Genomic DNA, 18,006 nt, shown 5'->3' with positions numbered 1-18,006 from the left:
CCGACCGACGCTCAATGTCATCCGAAACGAACATTTCCGAACGATAAAGTTGACAAAACGCGCAGTTCCGCGCGAAATGGATAAGCAGTCCCGGAGGGTGGAGCGTGGTTTCCGAAGACATTCCCGAACCCTCCTACGACATCTTCGTCATCGGCGGCGGCATCAACGGCGTGGGCATCGCGCGGGACGCGGCGGGGCGGGGATTGTCGGTCGTGCTGGCCGAGATGGGAGATCTCGCGCAGGCGACCTCCTCGGCCTCGACCAAGCTTTTTCACGGCGGCCTGCGTTATCTGGAATATTTCGAGGTCGGCCTTGTCCGTAAGGCGCTTGTCGAACGCGAGGTCCTGCTTCGAGCCATGCCGCATATCGCCTGGCCGATGCGCTTCGTCCTGCCGCTGTCCGACGACATGCGGTTCGAAGGCACCACGCCCACCTCGCGGCTCCTGACGCTCTTCATGCCCTGGCTGAAGGGCCGGCGGCCGGCCTGGCTGATCCGGCTCGGCCTTTTTCTTTACGACCACCTCGGCGGGCGCAAGATCCTGCCCGGCACCCGCGCGCTCGACCTGAGGACGGACCCGGCCGGAAAGTGGCTGAAGCCCGGGTTCGCCCGCGCCTACGAATACTCCGACTGCTGGGTGCAGGACGCGCGCCTTGTCGTCCTCAACGCCCGTGACGCCGAGGCGCGGGGCGCGAAGATCCTCACCCGCGCGAAGGTCACCGACGCGCGGCGCGCCGGAGAGGTTTGGGAGGTGACGGTGGCGCTCGGCGGCCGTGAGAAGCGGTTCCGTGCCAAGGTGCTCGTCAATGCCGGCGGGCCCTGGGTGGAACGTGTCGTGCGCGAGACGACGCATCGCGTGCCGAAGGCGCATATCCGGCTTGTCCGCGGCTCCCACATCGTCACGCGCCGGCTTTTCGATCACGACCGCGCCTATTTCTTCCAGGGAACGGACGGCCGGATCATCTTCGCCATTCCCTACGAGGAGGATTTCACGCTGATCGGGACGACCGACGTCGATCATCCGGGCGACCCGGGCGATGCGCGCTGTTCCGAGGCCGAGCAGGACTATCTCTGCGCCTTCGCCTCGCAGTATTTCGCGCGCCCCGTCACCCGGGAAGACGTGATCTGGACCTATGCCGGCGTGCGCCCGCTCTACGATGACGGCGCTTCGAACGCGAGTGCGGCGACGCGCGACTATGTGCTGACGCTCGATGCCGACGGCCCCCCCGTGCTGAACGTCTTCGGCGGCAAGATCACGACCTACCGCAAGCTTGCCGAGGCGGCGATGGCGAAGATCGCGCCGCATCTCCACCTCGCCCGGGGCAACTGGACGGCCGGCGCGCCGCTGCCGGGCGGTGATTTTCCCGTGGACGGGGCGGCAAGCCTGGTTGCGGACCTTGCGGCGCGCCACCCGTACCTGGACGGCTTCACCGCCCGCCGGCTGATCCGTTGCTATGGTACCGAAGCGGTGGCCGTCCTTGGCGAGGCTAGCAGCGCCGCCGGCCTCGGCCGCGCCTTCGGTGCGGGCTTGACGGAGGCCGAGGTGCGCTGGCTCATCACGAAGGAATACGCGCGGACAGCGGAGGACGTCGTATGGCGACGCACCAAGCTCGGCCTCCGGATGACGGCCGAGGAGATCGCGGCGCTCGACGTCTGGATCAAGGGGGAGGGGAGGAGATGAGCCATGTGCTGGCGATCGACCAGGGAACGACGTCGAGCCGGGCAATCCTGTTCGACAAGGCGATGCGCGTGACGGCCGTCGCGCAGGAGGAGTTCCCGCAGCACTTTCCCGCCTCGGGCTGGGTTGAACATGATCCCTCGGATCTCTGGTCCTCGGTCGCGGCCACCACCCGCGCGGTGATCGAGAAGGCCCGGATCGACGCAAGGAAAATCGCCGCAATCGGAATCACCAACCAGCGCGAGACGACGCTGGTCTGGGACCGGAAGACGGGCGAACCGATCCATCGCGCCATCGTCTGGCAAGACCGGCGCACCTCGGAGTTGTGCCAGCGGCTGAAGGCCGAGGGGCATGAGAAGATGATCGCGGAGCGCACCGGCCTGCTGCTCGATCCCTATTTCTCGGGGACCAAGCTCGCGTGGCTGCTCGACAACGTCGAGGGCGCAAGGGCGAGGGCCGAGGCGGGCGGCCTGCTCTTCGGGACGGTGGACTGCTTCCTGATCTGGAAGCTGACCGGAGGCAAGGTTCACGCCACGGACGCCACGAATGCGGCCCGGACGCTGATCTACAATATCCGCAAGGGGCGCTGGGACAGTGATATTCTGAAGATTCTGAAAATACCGGAAGTGATGCTGCCTGAGGTCCGCGACTGTGCCGCGGACTTCGGCACGACGCGCGCCGACCTCTTCGGGCGCGAGATCCCGATCTGCGGTGTGGCAGGCGATCAGCAGGCGGCGACCATCGGCCAGGCCTGTTTCGCGCCCGGCATGATGAAGTCCACCTATGGCACCGGCTGCTTCGCGCTTCTGAACACCGGGGCGGAGCCTGTCGCCTCGAAAAGCCGGCTTCTGACGACGATCGCCTACCAGTTCGGCGGCAAGCCCACCTACGCCCTCGAAGGGTCGATCTTCATCGCCGGCGCGGTCGTCCAATGGCTGCGCGACGCGCTGAAGGTCATCCGCTCGGCCGGGGAAACGCAAGCCCTGGCCGAAGCCGCCGACCCGACGCAGGAGGTGGTGCTGGTCCCGGCCTTCGTGGGCCTCGGCGCGCCCTACTGGAACGCCGACTGCCGGGGCGCGGTCTACGGGCTGACCCGCAACTCCGGGCCGGCCGAGTTCGCCAAGGCGGCGCTTGAAAGCGTCGGCTTCCAGACGCGCGACCTTCTCGAGGCAATGCGGGCCGACTGGGGCGCCGACGCCGAGGGCGTTCTTCGCGTCGATGGCGGGATGACGGCGTCCGACTGGGCGATGCAGTTTCTCTCCGACATCATCGGTGCGCCGGTGGACCGGCCGCGTGTGCTGGAGACGACGGCGCTCGGAGCGGCCTGGCTCGCCGGGTCGCGCGTCGGGGTCTATCCCGATGCCGACGGCTTCGCCCGCGCCTGGGCGCTCGACCGCCGGTTCGAGCCGGGCATGGCGGAGGCGACGCGACAGGCGAAGTATGCCCGCTGGAAGCGCGCCGTCGCCGCGACGCTCGCGGTATGACGCCCTTCGCCATCGCCCAGCCGCCCCGTATCCGCTTCGGCCGGGGCGAGGCGCGGGCGGCGCTGCCCGAAATCGCCGCGCTGGGTCAAAGCGCCTTCGTCGTGCACGGCCGCGACGCGGGGCGGGCAGAGTGGCTGGTGGCGGGGCTTCGCGGGCGGGGCGTTGCGGTCACGCCGCATCCTTGCCCGCAGGAGCCGACCCTGCCGATGCTTGAGGCGGCCGTGACGCTTGCCCGGCAGGCCGGGGTAGTGATTGCCCTCGGCGGTGGCGCCGCGATCGACCTCGGCAAGGCGGTGGCGGCGCTCGCCCCGGCGCCGGAAAGTGCGCTGGATCATCTTGAGCTCGTGGGCCTCGGCCTGCCGCTTCAGCGCGCGCCCCTGCCCTTCGTCGCCATCCCGACGACCGCCGGAACCGGCGCCGAGGTCACGAAGAACGCGGTCATCGACGTGCCCGCGCACCGGCGCAAGGTCTCGCTCCGCGATGACCGCATGACCGCGCGGCTTGCGGTCGTGGACCCGTCTCTGACGGACCGCTGCCCGAAGGGCGTGACCCTTGCCTCGGGCCTCGATGCCATCGTGCAGGTGATCGAGCCCTACGTTTCGTCCCGGGCCAATCCCTATGCCGACGCGCTCTGCCGCGCCGCGATTCCGATGGGCCTAGCCGCGCTTCGGCGGCTGATGGTGGCCGAGGACCCGGAGGCCCGCGACACAATGGTCTGGGTCAGTCTCTCGGGCGGGCTCGCGCTCGCCAATGCCGGGCTCGGTGCGGTGCATGGCCTTGCGGGCGTGATAGGCGGGACGACCGGCGCGGCGCATGGCGCCATCTGCGGGGCGCTTCTGCCGCATGTGCTCCGCGCGAATGCGGTCCGCGCGCCATCGGCCCGGATGGCCGAGGTGACGGGATGGATCGGCACGGCCTTTGGCGCGGCGGACGGGATTTCGGCGCTGGAAGCATGGATGCACGACGAGGGCCTGCCGCGAATCTCGGCGCTCGGGCTCGGGTCCACCCATCATGCGGCCGTGGCCGAGGCCGCGCGCGGCGCCTCGTCGATGAGAGCGAATCCGGCCGATCTCTCGGTGGCCGAGCTCATGGCAATCCTGGATGCGGCGGGCTGAGCGTCAGGCCAGCATGTCGCGGACGAGGGGTGCGACGCGCGATCCGAAAAGCTCGATGGAGCGCATGAGCTGCTCATGCGGCATTGGTCCCGAGGCGTATTTCATCTCGAAGCGGGACAGGCCCAGCGCCTTCACCGTGCCCGCGATCTTTCGTGCGACCGTCTCCGGAGCGCCAACGTAGAGCGCGCCCTCTGCCGCCTCTGCCTCGAATTTGTCGCGGCTGACCGGGGGCCAGCCACGCTCGCGCCCGATCCGGTCGAGAAGGCTCTTGTAGTGCGGCCAGAGTTCCTCCTTCGCCTGCGCGTCGGTTTCTGCAACATGACCCGGCGAATGCACCCCGATGGGCTGGATTGCCTGACCCGCCTGATCGGCTGCGCGGCGGTAGAGGTCCGCGAAGGGCCGGAAGCGGGCCGCCGGGCCACCGATGATCGCCAGGATCATCGGCAGGTCGTAGTGGACCGCGCGTATCACCGACTCGGGCGTGCCGCCGACGCCGATCCAGGCGCGCATCGGCCGGGCGAGGGTGGGGAACACCGCCTGATTGCGCAGCGGCGACCGCGTCGTGCCGGACCACGACACCTTCGGTCCCCGCAGGAGCCTAGTGAAGAGGTCGAGCTTTTCGTTGAAGAGCGTCTCGTAGTCCTTCAGGTCGTAGCCGAAGAGCGGGAAGCTCTCCGTGAAGGAGCCGCGGCCGAGGATCACCTCAGCCCGCCCGCCCGAGAGCGCTTGCAGCGTGGAGAACCGCTGGAAGAGTCGGATCGGATCGTCCGAGGAAAGCACTGTGACGGCGGTGCCCATCCTGATACGGGAGGTTCGCGCGGCGATTGCGCCAAGGATCACTTCGGGCGCGGAGATCGCGAAGTCGTCGCGGTGGTGTTCACCGAGGCCGATGAAATCGACGCCGGATTCGTCCGCGTGCACCGCCTGCGCCACGACATCGCGGATCACCGCATCCTGCGGCTTCATCCGCCCCTCCGCATCAAGGCTGACGTCGCCGAACGTGTCGAGGGCGAGTTCTAGGGTCATTGCGGGGCTCCGGTAAGGCTCCAGCCGCTTCTACCCGGATGGCCCGGTACGGAAAAGCGCGTCCCGCGCACAGCCGACGTGCGGGCTGGAGACAGCGAAAGCCGCTGGCGGAAGTCTCTGCACAAGACTGAAAGCCGGGTCAGCCGTTCTCGCGCAGGACGCTGCCCGCGAGGTAGAGCGACCCGCAAATGAGGATGCGTGCGCCAGGGTCCTTCGCGGCAATGCGCGTCACGGCGGCGACCACGCTCTCGGCCGTCCCGGCCTCGATCCCGGCCTTCGCGGCGGCGGCCTGCGTCTCCTCGGCGGAAAGCGTGTTGGCCTCGCCGGGAATCGAGACGGCGGTCAGCGTCCTTGCCTGTGCCGCGACCGGGCGGAGGTAGCCCGCGATGTCCTTCGTGTTCAGCATGCCGAGGACAAGGTGGGTGGACTTCTTCGGCATCCGCCCGAGTGTCGCGGCCACGGCCACGCCTCCCGCCGGGTTGTGGCCGCCGTCGAGCCAAAGTTCGCAGGCTCCGGCCGCCTCGACCAACGGGCCGTGCGTCAGGCGCTGCATCCGGGCGGGCCAGTGGGCCCTGGTCACCGCGGCCTCGCAGGCTGCCTCGGTCGCGCCAAGGTGGCGGAGTGCTGCCACGGCGGCGCCGGCGTTGTCGATCTGGTGCGGCCCCGGCAGGTTCGGCAAGGGCAGGTCCAGAAGGCCCGTCTCGTCCTGGAAGATCAGCCGGCCGCGTTCTTCCCACGCGTTCCAGTGCTGGCCGTGGACGAGGAGCGGCACGCCGAGCCGCGCCGCCTTCGACTCGATCACGTCCAGCGCGGCTTCCTCCTGCGGGCCGACGACGCAGGGCACCCCGCGCTTGAGTATGCCCGCCTTCTCGCCCGCGATCTCCGGCAGGGTCTCGCCGAGGTATTGCTGGTGGTCGATCGAAACGGGCGTGATGATTGTCAGGCGCGGCCGTTCGACCACGTTGGTCGCGTCGAGCCGCCCGCCGAGGCCGACTTCGAGAAGTGTCCAGTCGGCCGGTGTCCGGGCGAAGGCGAGGAACGCGGCACAGGTGGTGATCTCGAAATAGGTGATCGGAACGTTCGCGTTCGCGCGTTCACATTCTTCGAGAATTTCCGAAAGATATTCCTCCGAAATCAGTTGCCCGGCCAGCCGAATGCGCTCGTGGAACCGTGCAAGATGCGGCGAGGTGTAGGCGTGGACCTTGCCCCCCAACGCCTCGAGCCCGGCGCGGATCATTGCCTGGGTCGAGCCCTTGCCGTTCGTTCCGGCGATATGGATCACCGGCGGCAGCGCGCGTTCGGGGTGGTCGAGCGCCGCAAGCAGCCGCCAGACCCGGTCGAGCGTAAGGTCGATGATCTTCGGATGCAGCGCCATCATCCGGGCGAGGATCAGGTCTGAGCCGTCGGACATGCGGGACCTCTTGGGGATCGCTGCGGGGCCTACTTCGCCTCGGCCTTCACGGCCTCGGGTTTCGGCAGGTCACCCTTCACTGCCGGACCCTGCCTCGTCAGCATCCTGAGGATCGTCGTCAACTCGTCCTTCAGCGCCTTGCGGTGCGTCACCCGGTCGAGCATCCCGTGGTCGAGGAGGTATTCCGACCGCTGGAAGCCCTCGGGAAGCTTTTCGCGGATCGTCTGCTCGATCACGCGCGCGCCCGCGAAACCGATGAGCGCGTTCGGTTCGGCCAGTTGCACGTCGCCGAGCATCGCGTATGAGGCTGTCACGCCCCCCGTGGTCGGATGCGTCAGCACGACGACATAGGGCAGCCGCGCCTCATTCAGCATCTGGACCGCGATCGTGGTGCGCGGCATCTGCATGAGGCCGAGGATGCCTTCCTGCATACGTGCGCCGCCGGCAGCGGAGAAGAGCACGAAGGGCCGCTTCAGCTTCACCGCCCGTTCCGCCCCGGCGATGACGGCATTGCCGACATACATCGACATCGACCCGCCCATGAAGGCGAAGTCCTGCGCGGCGGCGACGATGGGGGTGCGATTCATCTCGCCCTCGGCGACCAGCATCGCCTCCTTCTCGCCGGTGGCCTTCTGCGCCGCCTTCATCCGGTCCGGATACTTCTTCTGGTCGCGGAAGTGCAGCGGGTCGGCGATCGGCTCGGGCACCTTCACCTCGGTGAAGACGCCGCCGTCGAAGAGGGCCGCGAACCGTTCGCGCGGACTGATGGCCAGGTGATGGTCGCAATTGGTGCAGACCTGCAGGTTGTCATCGAGTTCGCGGTGAAAGAGCATGGTCCCGCACTCCGGACACTTCGTCCAGAGGTTGTCCGGAACCTCGCGGCGCGAGAAGAGCGAGTTGATCGTCGGCCGGACGTAGTTGGTGATCCAGTTCATCGCGCGTGCCCCTCGGTCGCCTTGGCGACCCCGAGATAAGCCGCAGGGGCCGCGAATGCAATTGCGTTGGCCGAACCGGGGCGGCTCAGCCCCAGTCGAGCACGACCTTGCCCGACTGTCCGGAGCGCATCGCCGCGAAACCTTCCTCGAAGCGGTCCACGGCGAAGCGGTGGGTGATGACCGCGCGGATGTCGAGCCCGTTCGTCAGCATCGCGATCATCTTGTACCAGGTCTCGAATATCTCGCGGCCGTAGACGCCCTTGATTGTGATCGCCTTGAAGACGATGCGGCTCCAGTCCACCGGGCTTTTGCCGGGCGGGATGCCGAGAAGCGCGATGCGCCCGCCCATCACCATGTTCTCGACCATCTGGTCGAGGGCGGCCTGGTTGCCGGACATCTCCATGCCGACGTCGAAGCCCTGGGCGAGTTTCAGCCGCGCCACCACGTCCTTCAGGTCTTCCTCGGCGACGTTGACGGTGACCACGTCGGCGACCCTTTCGGCGAGCGCCAGCCGCGCCGGGTTCACGTCGGTCACGACCACATGGCGGGCGCCGACATGGCGGGCGACGGCGGCGGCCATGATCCCGATCGGCCCGGCGCCGGTGACAAGCACGTCCTCGCCCACGAGGTCGAAGCTGAGCGCGGTATGGACGGCATTGCCGAGGGGATCGAGGATCGCCCCGATCTCGTCGTCGATCTCGTCGGGCAGGGGCACCACGTTGAAGGCCGGCAGCCGCAGGTATTCGGCGAAGGCGCCCGGTTCGTTCACGCCGATGCCGCGGGTCTCGGGGTCGAGGTGGAAGCGGCCCGAACGCGACTGGCGGCTGTGGTGGCCGATGAGGTGGCCCTCGCCCGAGCAGCGCTGGCCGATGCTGAGGTCGGTGACATTGCGGCCCAGTTCCACGATCTCGCCGGCGAACTCGTGGCCGGTGACAAGCGGCACCGGCACCGTGCGGGCCGCCCAGTCGTCCCAGTTCCAGATATGGATGTCGGTGCCGCAGATGCCGGTCTTCCGGATCCGGATCAGCACGTCGTCGGGGCCGATCTCGGGGACCGGGCGGCGTTCCATCCAGAGCCCCGGCTCGGGCCGTGCCTTGACCAGCGCCTTCATTTCATTCGACATCAGATCACCCCCGTGGCCCGGCCCGCGTCCGCGAAGGCGGCGAGGGCCGCGTCGAGGTCTTCGCCGGTCAGCCGGGCGTTCATCTGGGTGCGGATGCGCGCCTGCCCGCGCGGCACCACCGGAAAGAAGAAGCCCGCGACGTAGACGCCGCGTTCGAAGAGGGCTGCTGCCATCGCCTGCGCCGCCTGCGCCTCGCCGAGCATCACCGGCACGATCGGATGTTCGCCGGGCAGCAGACGGAACCCCGCGGCGGCGAGCCCCGCGCGCCAGTGGCGGGTGTTGGCGAAGAGCCGCGCGCGCTGGTCGTCCGCCGCCTCGACGAGGTCGAGGGCGGCGAGGGCCGCGCCGAGCACCGCCGGCGGCAGCGCGTTCGAGAAGAGGTAGGGGCGCGCCCTTTGCCGCAAGAGGTCGATGACCGGTTGCGGCCCGGCGACATAGCCGCCGAGCGCGCCGCCGAGCGCCTTGCCGAGGGTGCCGGTGAGGATGTCGACCCTATCGGCGACGCCGTGGTGGTGCGGGGTGCCGCGCCCGCCGGGGCCCATGAAGCCTGTGGCGTGGCAGTCGTCGACCATCACCAGCGCCCCCTCCGCCGCGGCCAGCGCGGTGATCTCGGGGAGCCTTGCGAGATAGCCGTCCATCGAGAAGACCCCGTCGGTGGCGATCAGGATATGGCGCGCCCCCCCGGCGCGCGCCTCCCTCAGCCGCGCCTGAAGCTCGTCCATGTCGGAATTGGCGTAGCGGTAGCGCCGCGCCTTGCACAGACGGATGCCGTCGATGATCGAGGCATGGTTGAGCGCGTCCGAGATCACCGCGTCCTCGGGGCCGAGGAGTGCTTCGAAAAGCCCGCCGTTGGCGTCGAAGCAGGCGGCGAAGAGGATTGCGTCGTCCTTGCCGAGAAAGCCGGCGAGCCGCGCCTCGAGTTCCCGGTGGAGGTCCTGCGTGCCGCAGATGAAGCGGACCGAGGCCATGCCAAATCCGTGGTCGTGCATCGCCCTCTCGGCGGCCTCGATCAGGGCGGGATGGTCGGCCAGCCCGAGGTAGTTGTTGGCGCAGAGGTTGATGACCCGGCGCCCGCCGATGTCGACATGCGCGCCTTGCGCCGAGGTGATCAGCCGCTCGCGCTTCATCAGCCCCTCGGCCTCGATCCCCTGCAGGATGCCCGCCAGATGGGCGAGGAAATCATCGCGTCCGGTCATCCGGGGTCTCCTGTCACGGGGGTGCTTCGGGAAAAGCCTAGCATGGTCGCGCGGCGGCGCGACAGGCGGAAATCGGCGTCGCTTGTCGGTCGCCGCCGGGCCGGGCGGCGGGTCCTTCCTTTGCGGTCTTGCACCTTGCCCCCCCGGTCGGCCCGGATTAATGCAGGGTCAGCCATTTCCGCGGGGAGGACAGCCCATGAAGAACCGTCACTTCGACAAGTCTAAACTTCCCAGCCGCCATGTGACCGAAGGGCCTGCCCGCGCCCCCCACCGGTCCTATTTCTATGCGATGGGCATTTCCGAGGAGGAGATCCACCAGCCCTGGGTCGGCGTCGCCACCTGCTGGAACGAGGCGGCCCCCTGCAACATCGCGCTGAACCGCCAGGCGCAGGCCGTGAAGCAGGGCGTGAAGGTCGGCGGAGGCACCCCGCGCGAGTTCACCACGATCACGGTGACCGACGGCATCGCCATGGGCCACGAGGGGATGCGGTCGTCGCTCGCCTCGCGCGACGCGATCGCGGATACGGTGGAACTGACAATGCGCGGGCATTGCTATGACGCGCTCGTGGGGCTTGCCGGCTGCGACAAGTCGCTGCCGGGGATGATGATGGCGATGGTGCGGCTCAACGTGCCTTCGGTCTTCATCTACGGCGGTTCGATCCTGCCCGGCCGGCTGAATGGCCAGGACGTGACCGTCCAGGACGTGTTCGAGGCGGTCGGCAAGCACCAGGCCGGGAACTATTCGGATGCCGAGCTTGCGATTCTCGAGCGTGTCGCCTGCCCCTCGGCGGGCGCCTGTGGCGGCCAGTTCACCGCCAATACCATGGCCTGCGTGTCAGAGGCGATCGGGCTTGCGCTCCTCAATTCCTCCGGCGCGCCCGCGCCCTACGAGAGCCGCGACGAATACGGCATGGCCTCGGGCGAGGCGGTTATGACGCTGATCGAGAAGAACATCCGCGCCCGCGACGTGGTCACGCGCAAGGCACTGGAGAACGCCGCGCGGGTGGTCGCCTGCACCGGCGGCTCGACCAATGCCGGACTTCACCTGCCGGCGATCGCCCATGAGGCGGGGATCGACTTCGACCTCTTCGACGTCACCGACATCTTCCACGACACGCCCTATTTCGTCGACCTGAAGCCCGGCGGGAAATATGTCGCCAAGGACCTCTATGAGGCGGGCGGCGTGCCGGTGGTGATGAAGGAATTGCGCAAGGCCGGCCTGATCCACGAGGACTGCATCACCGCCTCGGGCAGGACCATGGGCGAGGAGCTTGACCGGATCACCCGCGAGGCCGACGGCCGCGTGATCTTCCCCGCCGCCGCGCCGATCACCGCGACCGGCGGCGTCGTCGGGCTGAAGGGCAACCTCGCCCCGGACGGCGCCATCGTGAAGGTCGCGGGCATGACCCCCGAAGAGCAGGTCTTCACCGGCCCCGCCCGGGTCTTCGAATGCGAGGAGGACGCCTTCGAGGCCGTCAAGGCGCGCGCCTACAAGGAAGGCGAGGTCCTCGTCATCCGCAACGAGGGTCCGGCAGGCGGGCCGGGGATGCGCGAGATGCTGGCGACCACCGCCGCGCTGTCGGGACAGGGCATGGGCAAGAAGGTGGCACTTATCACCGACGGGCGATTCTCGGGCGCAACGCGCGGCTTCTGTGTCGGCCACGTCGGCCCCGAGGCCGCGCATGGCGGGCCGATCGCACTGTTGCGTGACGGCGACGTGATCACGCTCAACGCCATCACCGGGGAGTTGTCGGTGGCGCTCAGCGACGATGAACTGGCGAAGCGCAAGGGCGAATGGAAAGGTCCGCGGCCGACGCAGTATGCCACGGGCGCGCTCTGGAAATATGCCCGGCTCGTCGGCGGTGCCCGCCAGGGGGCGGTGACGCATCCGGGCGCCAGGGCCGAGCTTCATGTCTACATGGACCAGTAGGGCGGCCGCACTTCTGCCCGCGCTGGCGCTGTCGGCCTGTGTCGCGGGGATGGCGCCGACCGGCTCCGCCCCGCGCGCGGTTGCGGTTGCCGGCGGCGCGGTAACGGCCACCGGGCCGGCCGGATACTGCGTCGACCGCGCTGCGAGCCGTGGCGGGGCAGAGGGATCCTTCGTCCTCTTCGGCACCTGCGCGGCGCTTTCCGGCACGCCCGCCCCGGGACAGCCGGCGAAGCCCGCGGTGCTGACCGCCTCCGTCGTGCCCGGTGCGCCCGACGAGGCGACCTTCGCGGCCGCGTTCCCGGCGATGGCGCGCTTCTTCGGTTCCGACCCCGGCCGTGCGGCGCTGAGCCGGTCGGGCAAGGCCGGGACCGTCGACGTCGGCGCCGTCTCGTCGCGTGACGCCGTGATCTACCTGAGCCTCACCGACAGCGCCGCCGGTCCCGGCCAGGCGGTCGCGCCCGACTACTGGCGCGCGATCCTCGCGCTGCGCGGCCATCTCGTCACCCTCTCGGTGATGAGCCTTGCGGACCGGCCGCTCACCTCGGCCGATAAGCGCCGGATCCTAGACGCCTTCGTCGCCCGCATGAGGGCCGCGAACGAGGGGGGGGCCGCGGGCTGAGTCGTCTTCGACCGGCTTGCGCGCCCGCGGAAACGCAACGATAACGAATCATCGTTCCCATGTTCCCGTCAAAGGGGTCCCGGTCCGGCGGAATGCGCGACAGATTCGACAGCTATCTCGACCGGCTCCTCGTCCGCCGCGCCCTCGACCGCTGGCGCGCCGTGGCCGAACGTGCCGGGTCGGCCGAACCCTCGACCCTTCGCGACCTTCGCAGCGAGGGCCGGCAGCTTCGCCGTCAGATCGACCGCGCGCTTCATGCGGCCGAAGGTCGGCTCGCACGCGGGGGCGGGGCGCCGGCAATCCCGAAGCCGCTCCTTGCCGACTGGGCCTGGCGGCCGGAAATCTGGTCGGGCCCGGTGACGCCGTCCGGCCTCGCCGGAGTCGCCAACCGCACCTCCTTCGGCGCCGAGGCGAAGATCTTCCACGACTGTGCCGAAAGCGAATTGACACTGCGCCAGGTCGCCAGCGCCCGACCGACCGACCTTGCCCCCTTCGGCCTCAGGATCGACGTCTTCCGCTTCGATGGCTCGTTCCTGTCGCTGGTGCTCGATCTTCCGGCGGCGGGGCTCCACGGGCTCGGCGCCGGCCATGTGGTCCGGCTCGACATGGCGGCGGAAACCGAGCGGCCGCTGGAGATCTTCGCGCGGCTGAATCTGCGCCACGGCCCCAACACCGACGAGATCGTCCGCGAACTGCCCAAGGGCGTGCCGGAGGCGACGGTGGAATTCGACCTCGGCTACACGCGCCTGGACGACCGTCGGGTGGAGGCGGCCTGGCTCGACCTCATCTTCGAGGGTCCCCAGATGAACCAGGTGGTCGTCCGCGACCTGACGCTCAGCCGTCGTCCGAGGGCCCCGCTGTGACGGGATCGGGTGCGAACAGCCTGAGGCTCGAAGGCGCCCGGATCGCGACAGGGTGCTGGCAGGCGGAACTCGTCGCCCCCGGCGCGGACGAGGCGCCCGCAGTCGAGGTCTGGCATCAGGAGGCGCGCCTTGACGGCGTCACCCTCGGCGCGCCGCTGGCGCCGGGTCGCTGGCCCGTGTCGGTTCCGATCCCGACCGCGCTCCTCTCCGACGGAGTGCAGACCTTCCTCGTGCGCGACCCTGCCACGGGGGCCACGCTCGGCCATTTCACCATCGTCACGGGCGTGCCCCTGGAAGACGACATCCGGGCGGAGATCGACCTCCTCCGCGCCGAGCTCGACATGCTGAAGAAGGCCTTTCGCCGCCACTGCGTCGAAACCGGCGGGACCTGATCCACCATCCCGTGACGCAGCGTCCGGCGTGACCGCGGCAAGGACCTCGGGCATCGTCGGCGCCGAGGAGGAGCCCGTAATGTCGCCATATCCGCATCTTTTCGCCCCGCTCGACCTCGGCCATGTCGTCCTGCCGAACCGCGTGCTCATGGGCTCCATGCACACCAATCTCGAAGAGACGAAGGACTGGAACCGCGTGGCTGCCTTTTACGCGGCCCGCGCGCGCGGCGGCGTCGCGCTCATGGTGACGGGCGGCATGGCTCCCAACCGCGAGGGGGGCGTCTTTCCCGGTGCGGCGGGGCTCTTCACGACCGCCGACATCAGCAACCACCGGGTCGTGACGGATCGGGTCCATGCCGAAGGCGGCCGCATCGCCATGCAGATCCTTCATGCCGGCCGCTATGCCTACGGCCCGGACTGCGTCGCGCCTTCCGCGATCAAGTCGCCGATCTCGCCCTTTCCGCCGAGGGAGCTCGACGACGCGGGGATCGAAAAGCAGATCGCTGACATCGCCACGGCCGCGGTGCGGGCGCGCGAGGCCGGGTATGACGGCGTGGAGGTGATGGGGTCGGAGGGCTATTTCCTCAACGAGTTCCTCGTCACCCGCACCAACAGGCGCACCGACCGCTGGGGCGGCAGTCCCGAGAACCGGATGCGCCTGCCCGTCGAGGTGGTCCGCCGCGTGCGTGCCGCCGTGGGGCCGGATTTCATCCTCATCTACCGCATCTCGCTTCTCGACCTCGTGCCGGAGGGACAGACCTGGGACGAGGTGGTGGCGCTTGCGAAGGCCGTGGAAACCGCCGGCGCCTCGATCCTCAATACGGGCATCGGCTGGCACGAGGCGCGCGTGCCGACCATCGCCACCTCGGTGCCCCGCCGGGCGTTCGCCTGGGTAACGAAGAAGCTGATGGGCGAGGTCACGGTCCCCGTGATCACCTCGAACCGGATCAATACGCCCGAGGTTGCGGAGGCCGTGCTGGCCGAAGGCTGCGCCGACATGGTGTCGATGGCGCGCCCCTTCCTCGCCGATCCCGAATTCGTGCGGAAGGCGGCCGAGGACAGGGCGCCCGAAATCGCCCCCTGCATCGCCTGCAACCAGGCCTGCCTTGACCACACCTTCGCGGGCAGGATTTCCTCCTGCCTTGTCAATCCGCGCGCGTGTTTTGAGACGGAGCTTGTGCTGGAGCCCGCCGTGGCCCCTAAACGGATCGCCGTGGTCGGCGCCGGGCCGGCGGGTTTGTCAGCCGCGCTCGCGCTCGATGCGCGCGGCCATGCGGTAACCCTTTTCGACCGCGCGCCCGTCCTTGGCGGGCAACTCAACCTCGCGGCCCGTGTGCCCGGCAAGGAGGAGTTCCGCGGCCTTCTCGACTGGTTCGGCACGATGGTGGCCGAGAGCGGCATCGACCTGCGCCTGTCCACAGAGGCGACGGCCGATGCGGTCGCGGGGTATGACGAGGTTGTGGTCGCGACCGGCGTGCGCCCGCGCGATCCGCAGATTCCGGGGCAGGACGCGCCCCATGTGCTCAGCTACGTCGACGTGCTCACGGGCGCGCCCGTGGGCGAGCGGGCGGTCATCGTCGGTGCGGGCGGGATCGGTTTCGACGTGGCGGAGTTCCTGACACAGGCGGGGGAGAGCCCGACGCTGCATCTTGACGACTGGCTCGCCGAATGGGGCGTGACCGACCCCGGGACGGCCCGCGGCGGGCTCGCGGAGCCGAAGCCCGAAGCGCCTGCGCGGGTCGTCACGCTTCTGCAGCGCAAGCCCGAGAAGCCCGGCCGCAGGCTCGGCCGGACGACCGGCTGGATACACCGCGCTGCGTTGCAGGCGAAGGGCGTGGAGATGATCGGCGGCGTAACATACGAGGGGGTGGAGCCGGGCGGGCTGCGCGTCTCCTCCGGGCCCGGGCGCGAGGGCACGCGCCTGATCCCAGCCGACACCATCGTCCTGTGCGCCGGTCAGGAAAGCGAGCGAAGCCTCGCCGGGACGCTGGCCGCTAGGGGATGTGTGGTCCACGTGATCGGCGGCGCAGATATTGCGGCCGAGCTGGATGCCAAGCGCGCCATCGACCAGGGAACGCGTCTCGCCGCCACCCTGTGAGCGCAATCTGTGACGCTTGCCGAACGGATCGGCGGAAACTTGCCACTTTGGTTCGCGACAATACCCCAGTGTTGTCCGTCAGCCTCCGCAATATTGCCCGAATTGCCCGCGATACCGGTCCACGGCGGGCAATGTATTTGACGGGTGCACAATGGACCGACTGACGGAAATGGAGGCTTTCGCCACCGTCGTAGACCAGGGGGGGTTTACGGATGCCGCAAAGAAGATGGGGATATCGAAATCCGCCGTCTCGAAACACGTTTCTTCGCTGGAAGCGCGCCTGGGGGCGCGGCTTCTGAACCGCACGACGCGCCGGGTGTCGCCGACCGAGATCGGTCTGGCCTACTACGACCGGGCACGCCGCGTGCTGAACGACGCCGGCGAGGCCGATGCGCTCGTCACCTCGATGCAGTCGGCGCCCTCGGGCCTCTTGCGCATTTCGGTGGCTACCGACTTCGGCGTGAACCTCCTGTCGCCGATCCTCGGGGACTTCCTTCTGGAATATCCCGACATCACCGTGAACATGGTGCTGAACAACCGCTATGTGGAGTTGATCTCGGAAGGCTTCGACATGGCCATCCGGGTGGGTGAACTGGAAGACTCCACGCTCCGCGCCCGCAAGCTGACCGAGACCGTGAAGCGGATGGTCGGCTCGCCCTCCTACTTCCAGAAATACGGCCGCCCGACCAAGATCGACGACCTGAACGAACACAAGCTCCTGCACTATTCCAACCAGGCGTCGGGGAACGTCTGGAAGATCACCGCGCCCTCGGGCGAGAAGCGGCAGGTGCGGACGGCGGGCTGGCTGACGGTCAACGACGGCCAGTCGCTCCTCAATGCCGCGATCTCCGGCCTCGGGATCGCATACCTGCCATCGTTCCTCTATTCCGACGCGATGAAGCAGGGCCTCGTGATCGACGCGATCCCCGACCTTCCGGTCGAACAACTCGGCATCTACGCGGTCTATCCGCCGGGGCGCTTCACTCAGCCCAAGGTCCGCGCCTTCATCGACTTCCTCGCCCAGGCCTTCGTGGACAAGGGGCCCGACGCCTGGTGAGTCCTGCCGTCGCGGCGGTGCCGGTGACGATGCGACCTCAGCGGGTCGAGGTGATCATCGCCTCGACCCTTCGGTTTTGGGTCCGCCCTTCGGGGGTCAGGTTCGAGGCGAGCGGACTCAGGAAGCCCACGCCATCCGCCGAAAGCTGCGCCGGGTTTGCGCCGTAGTCGGCGACGAGCCGCGCCATCACCGATTCCGCGCGCTTGCGCGACACCGCGACGTTGGCGGCGAGTGTCCCCTCCGCATCGGTGTGACCGACGAGCGCGATGGTCTTGTCGGGATTGGCCTTCAGAAACTCCGCCAGGGCCGTGAGCGAGGGGAATTCGCCCGCGCCAAGCTCGGCCGCGCCGGAAGCGAAGCGCAGGTCGTCGAGCACGACCTTGCCGCGCGCCACAAGCTGGTCGCCGAGCGAATCCGGCGCCGGCACGCTTTCGCGCGGGCTGAACTCCGCCGCGGCGATGGGCAAGGGCTCCACCAAGGCCGCGCCGACGCGGGTCATCTGGACATAACCGCTGTCGGAGGACCTGCTGACCAGCAGGCTCACGTAGTCAGACGCGCCACCGGTTTCGCGCTGCGCCGAAAGGAAGCGGAAATCACCGAGGTCGACATGCATTTCAGGCTCGGGGAGGCACGGCATGGCGAAGCGGAAGTCGAAGCCGCCGCAATCGTCGGAATTGCACTCGAACAGGACCTCGAACCCCTCGCGTCCGAGTTGCTCACGCAGGCTCGCAAGCAGCGCCATCGTGGTGAGGTTGCCGTCGCGTATGCGCCAGGCGGTCTGCGTGACCTCGCCCTCCGTCCGGATCGTCTCCATCCGGCCGTCCGTCCAGGGGCCGACCGGCAGCGCATGGCTGCCGAGTTCCGTCCGATCCTCGGCCGTGCGCATGGCCGACGGCGGCAGCGAGAGCGTCGGCGCGGCCTCGGCGGCGGGGGCGATGAGGGCGAAGAGGAGCGCGATCCGTCTCATCGGTGCGCCCCGTGGTAGTCCGGGTTGGGCTCCATCGCGGTGGCGGAGGCGATCCGGTTGGTCATGTTGAAGAAACCCGTGACCGACGCGATGTCCCAGATGTCGCGGTCGGAG

15 protein-coding genes and 1 pseudogene are annotated in these 18,006 nt (G+C 68.8%); 9 read left to right on the top strand and 7 right to left on the bottom strand.

All coding sequences use genetic code 11. From position 1 onward, the window contains the following. Positions 1–104 precede the first annotated feature (104 nt). From glpD to ACMUOO_RS02235, 3 genes are read left to right on the top strand one after another with little or no spacing between them, the layout of a single operon-like run. Positions 105–1,679: a glycerol-3-phosphate dehydrogenase gene (gene glpD / locus ACMUOO_RS02245; RefSeq protein WP_301918518.1), complete on the top strand. Its 1,575-nt coding sequence runs from the start codon at positions 105–107 to the stop codon at positions 1,677–1,679. Next, on the top strand, positions 1,676–3,160 hold the full coding sequence (gene glpK / locus ACMUOO_RS02240) for a glycerol kinase GlpK (RefSeq protein WP_301918519.1): 1,485 nt from the start codon (positions 1,676–1,678) through the stop codon (positions 3,158–3,160). The genes glpD and glpK overlap by 4 nt, the downstream gene beginning before the upstream one ends. Beyond that, complete coding sequence (locus ACMUOO_RS02235) at positions 3,157–4,275, top strand: iron-containing alcohol dehydrogenase (RefSeq protein ID WP_301918520.1); 1,119 nt, start codon at positions 3,157–3,159, stop codon at positions 4,273–4,275. The genes glpK and ACMUOO_RS02235 overlap by 4 nt, the downstream gene beginning before the upstream one ends. A gap of 3 nt (positions 4,276–4,278) precedes the next feature. Here ACMUOO_RS02235 and ACMUOO_RS02230 read toward each other — a convergent pair whose 3' ends face one another. The 5 genes from ACMUOO_RS02230 to ACMUOO_RS02210 all read right to left on the bottom strand — a co-directional run bounded on the left by ACMUOO_RS02230 (position 4,279) and on the right by ACMUOO_RS02210 (position 9,966). Then, the gene (locus tag ACMUOO_RS02230) at positions 4,279–5,301 is read right to left on the bottom strand and encodes an LLM class flavin-dependent oxidoreductase (RefSeq protein ID WP_301918521.1); all 1,023 of its coding nucleotides are present in this window, start codon (positions 5,299–5,301) and stop codon (positions 4,279–4,281) included. Between the two features lie 139 nt (positions 5,302–5,440). Continuing rightward, the gene (locus tag ACMUOO_RS02225) at positions 5,441–6,712 is read right to left on the bottom strand and encodes a bifunctional folylpolyglutamate synthase/dihydrofolate synthase (RefSeq protein ID WP_301918522.1); all 1,272 of its coding nucleotides are present in this window, start codon (positions 6,710–6,712) and stop codon (positions 5,441–5,443) included. Positions 6,713–6,741: 29 nt separating this feature from the next. Then, a complete protein-coding gene (accD, locus tag ACMUOO_RS02220; RefSeq protein ID WP_301918523.1) occupies positions 6,742–7,647 on the bottom strand; it encodes an acetyl-CoA carboxylase, carboxyltransferase subunit beta in 906 nt (301 codons plus the stop codon). A gap of 85 nt (positions 7,648–7,732) precedes the next feature. Further along, a complete protein-coding gene (gene tdh, locus ACMUOO_RS02215) occupies positions 7,733–8,758 on the bottom strand; it encodes an L-threonine 3-dehydrogenase (protein ID WP_301918539.1) in 1,026 nt (341 codons plus the stop codon). Between the two features lie 11 nt (positions 8,759–8,769). Continuing rightward, a complete protein-coding gene (locus ACMUOO_RS02210) occupies positions 8,770–9,966 on the bottom strand; it encodes a glycine C-acetyltransferase (RefSeq protein ID WP_301918524.1) in 1,197 nt (398 codons plus the stop codon). A 196-nt stretch (positions 9,967–10,162) separates the two neighbouring features. Here ACMUOO_RS02210 and ilvD point away from each other — a divergent pair, with 196 nt between their 5' ends. From ilvD to ACMUOO_RS02180, 6 genes are all read left to right on the top strand, one after another. After that, positions 10,163–11,896 carry a dihydroxy-acid dehydratase gene (ilvD, locus tag ACMUOO_RS02205; protein ID WP_413854833.1) on the top strand — a complete coding sequence of 578 codons (1,734 nt, stop codon included), beginning with the start codon at positions 10,163–10,165 and terminating at the stop codon, positions 11,894–11,896. Continuing rightward, positions 11,877–12,515 (top strand): hypothetical protein, encoded by a 639-nt coding sequence (locus ACMUOO_RS02200; protein ID WP_301918526.1) that lies wholly within the window; start codon positions 11,877–11,879, stop codon positions 12,513–12,515. Before ilvD ends, ACMUOO_RS02200 begins: the two co-directional genes overlap by 20 nt. Positions 12,516–12,607: 92 nt before the next feature. Further along, entirely contained in the window at positions 12,608–13,378 is a 771-nt protein-coding gene (locus ACMUOO_RS02195; RefSeq protein WP_301918527.1) for a DUF6478 family protein, read from the top strand. Then, positions 13,375–13,770: a hypothetical protein gene (locus ACMUOO_RS02190; RefSeq protein ID WP_301918528.1), complete on the top strand. Its 396-nt coding sequence runs from the start codon at positions 13,375–13,377 to the stop codon at positions 13,768–13,770. Before ACMUOO_RS02195 ends, ACMUOO_RS02190 begins: the two co-directional genes overlap by 4 nt. A gap of 79 nt (positions 13,771–13,849) precedes the next feature. After that, a complete protein-coding gene (locus ACMUOO_RS02185; protein WP_301918540.1) occupies positions 13,850–15,868 on the top strand; it encodes an NADPH-dependent 2,4-dienoyl-CoA reductase in 2,019 nt (672 codons plus the stop codon). Positions 15,869–16,019: 151 nt separating this feature from the next. Further along, positions 16,020–16,925: a LysR family transcriptional regulator gene (locus ACMUOO_RS02180; RefSeq protein ID WP_301918529.1), complete on the top strand. Its 906-nt coding sequence runs from the start codon at positions 16,020–16,022 to the stop codon at positions 16,923–16,925. A 37-nt stretch (positions 16,926–16,962) separates the two neighbouring features. On the opposite strand, the gene ACMUOO_RS02175 is transcribed toward ACMUOO_RS02180, so the two are convergent. Together ACMUOO_RS02175 and ACMUOO_RS02170 are read right to left on the bottom strand one after the other, a co-directional pair. After that, on the bottom strand, positions 16,963–17,892 hold the full coding sequence (locus ACMUOO_RS02175; RefSeq protein WP_301918530.1) for an OmpA family protein: 930 nt from the start codon (positions 17,890–17,892) through the stop codon (positions 16,963–16,965). Beyond that, positions 17,889–18,006 (bottom strand): annotated as a pseudogene (locus tag ACMUOO_RS02170) (alkylhydroperoxidase); the annotation flags it as partial. The gene ACMUOO_RS02175 and the pseudogene ACMUOO_RS02170, both read right to left, overlap by 4 nt.

The sequence above is a fragment of the Albidovulum sp. genome (genome assembly GCF_041919395.1).
In the GTDB taxonomy this organism is placed as follows: Bacteria; Pseudomonadota; Alphaproteobacteria; order Rhodobacterales; family Rhodobacteraceae; genus Albidovulum.
Note: the sequence above shows the minus strand (reverse complement) of the source record. Positions and strands in the feature narration are given on the sequence as shown.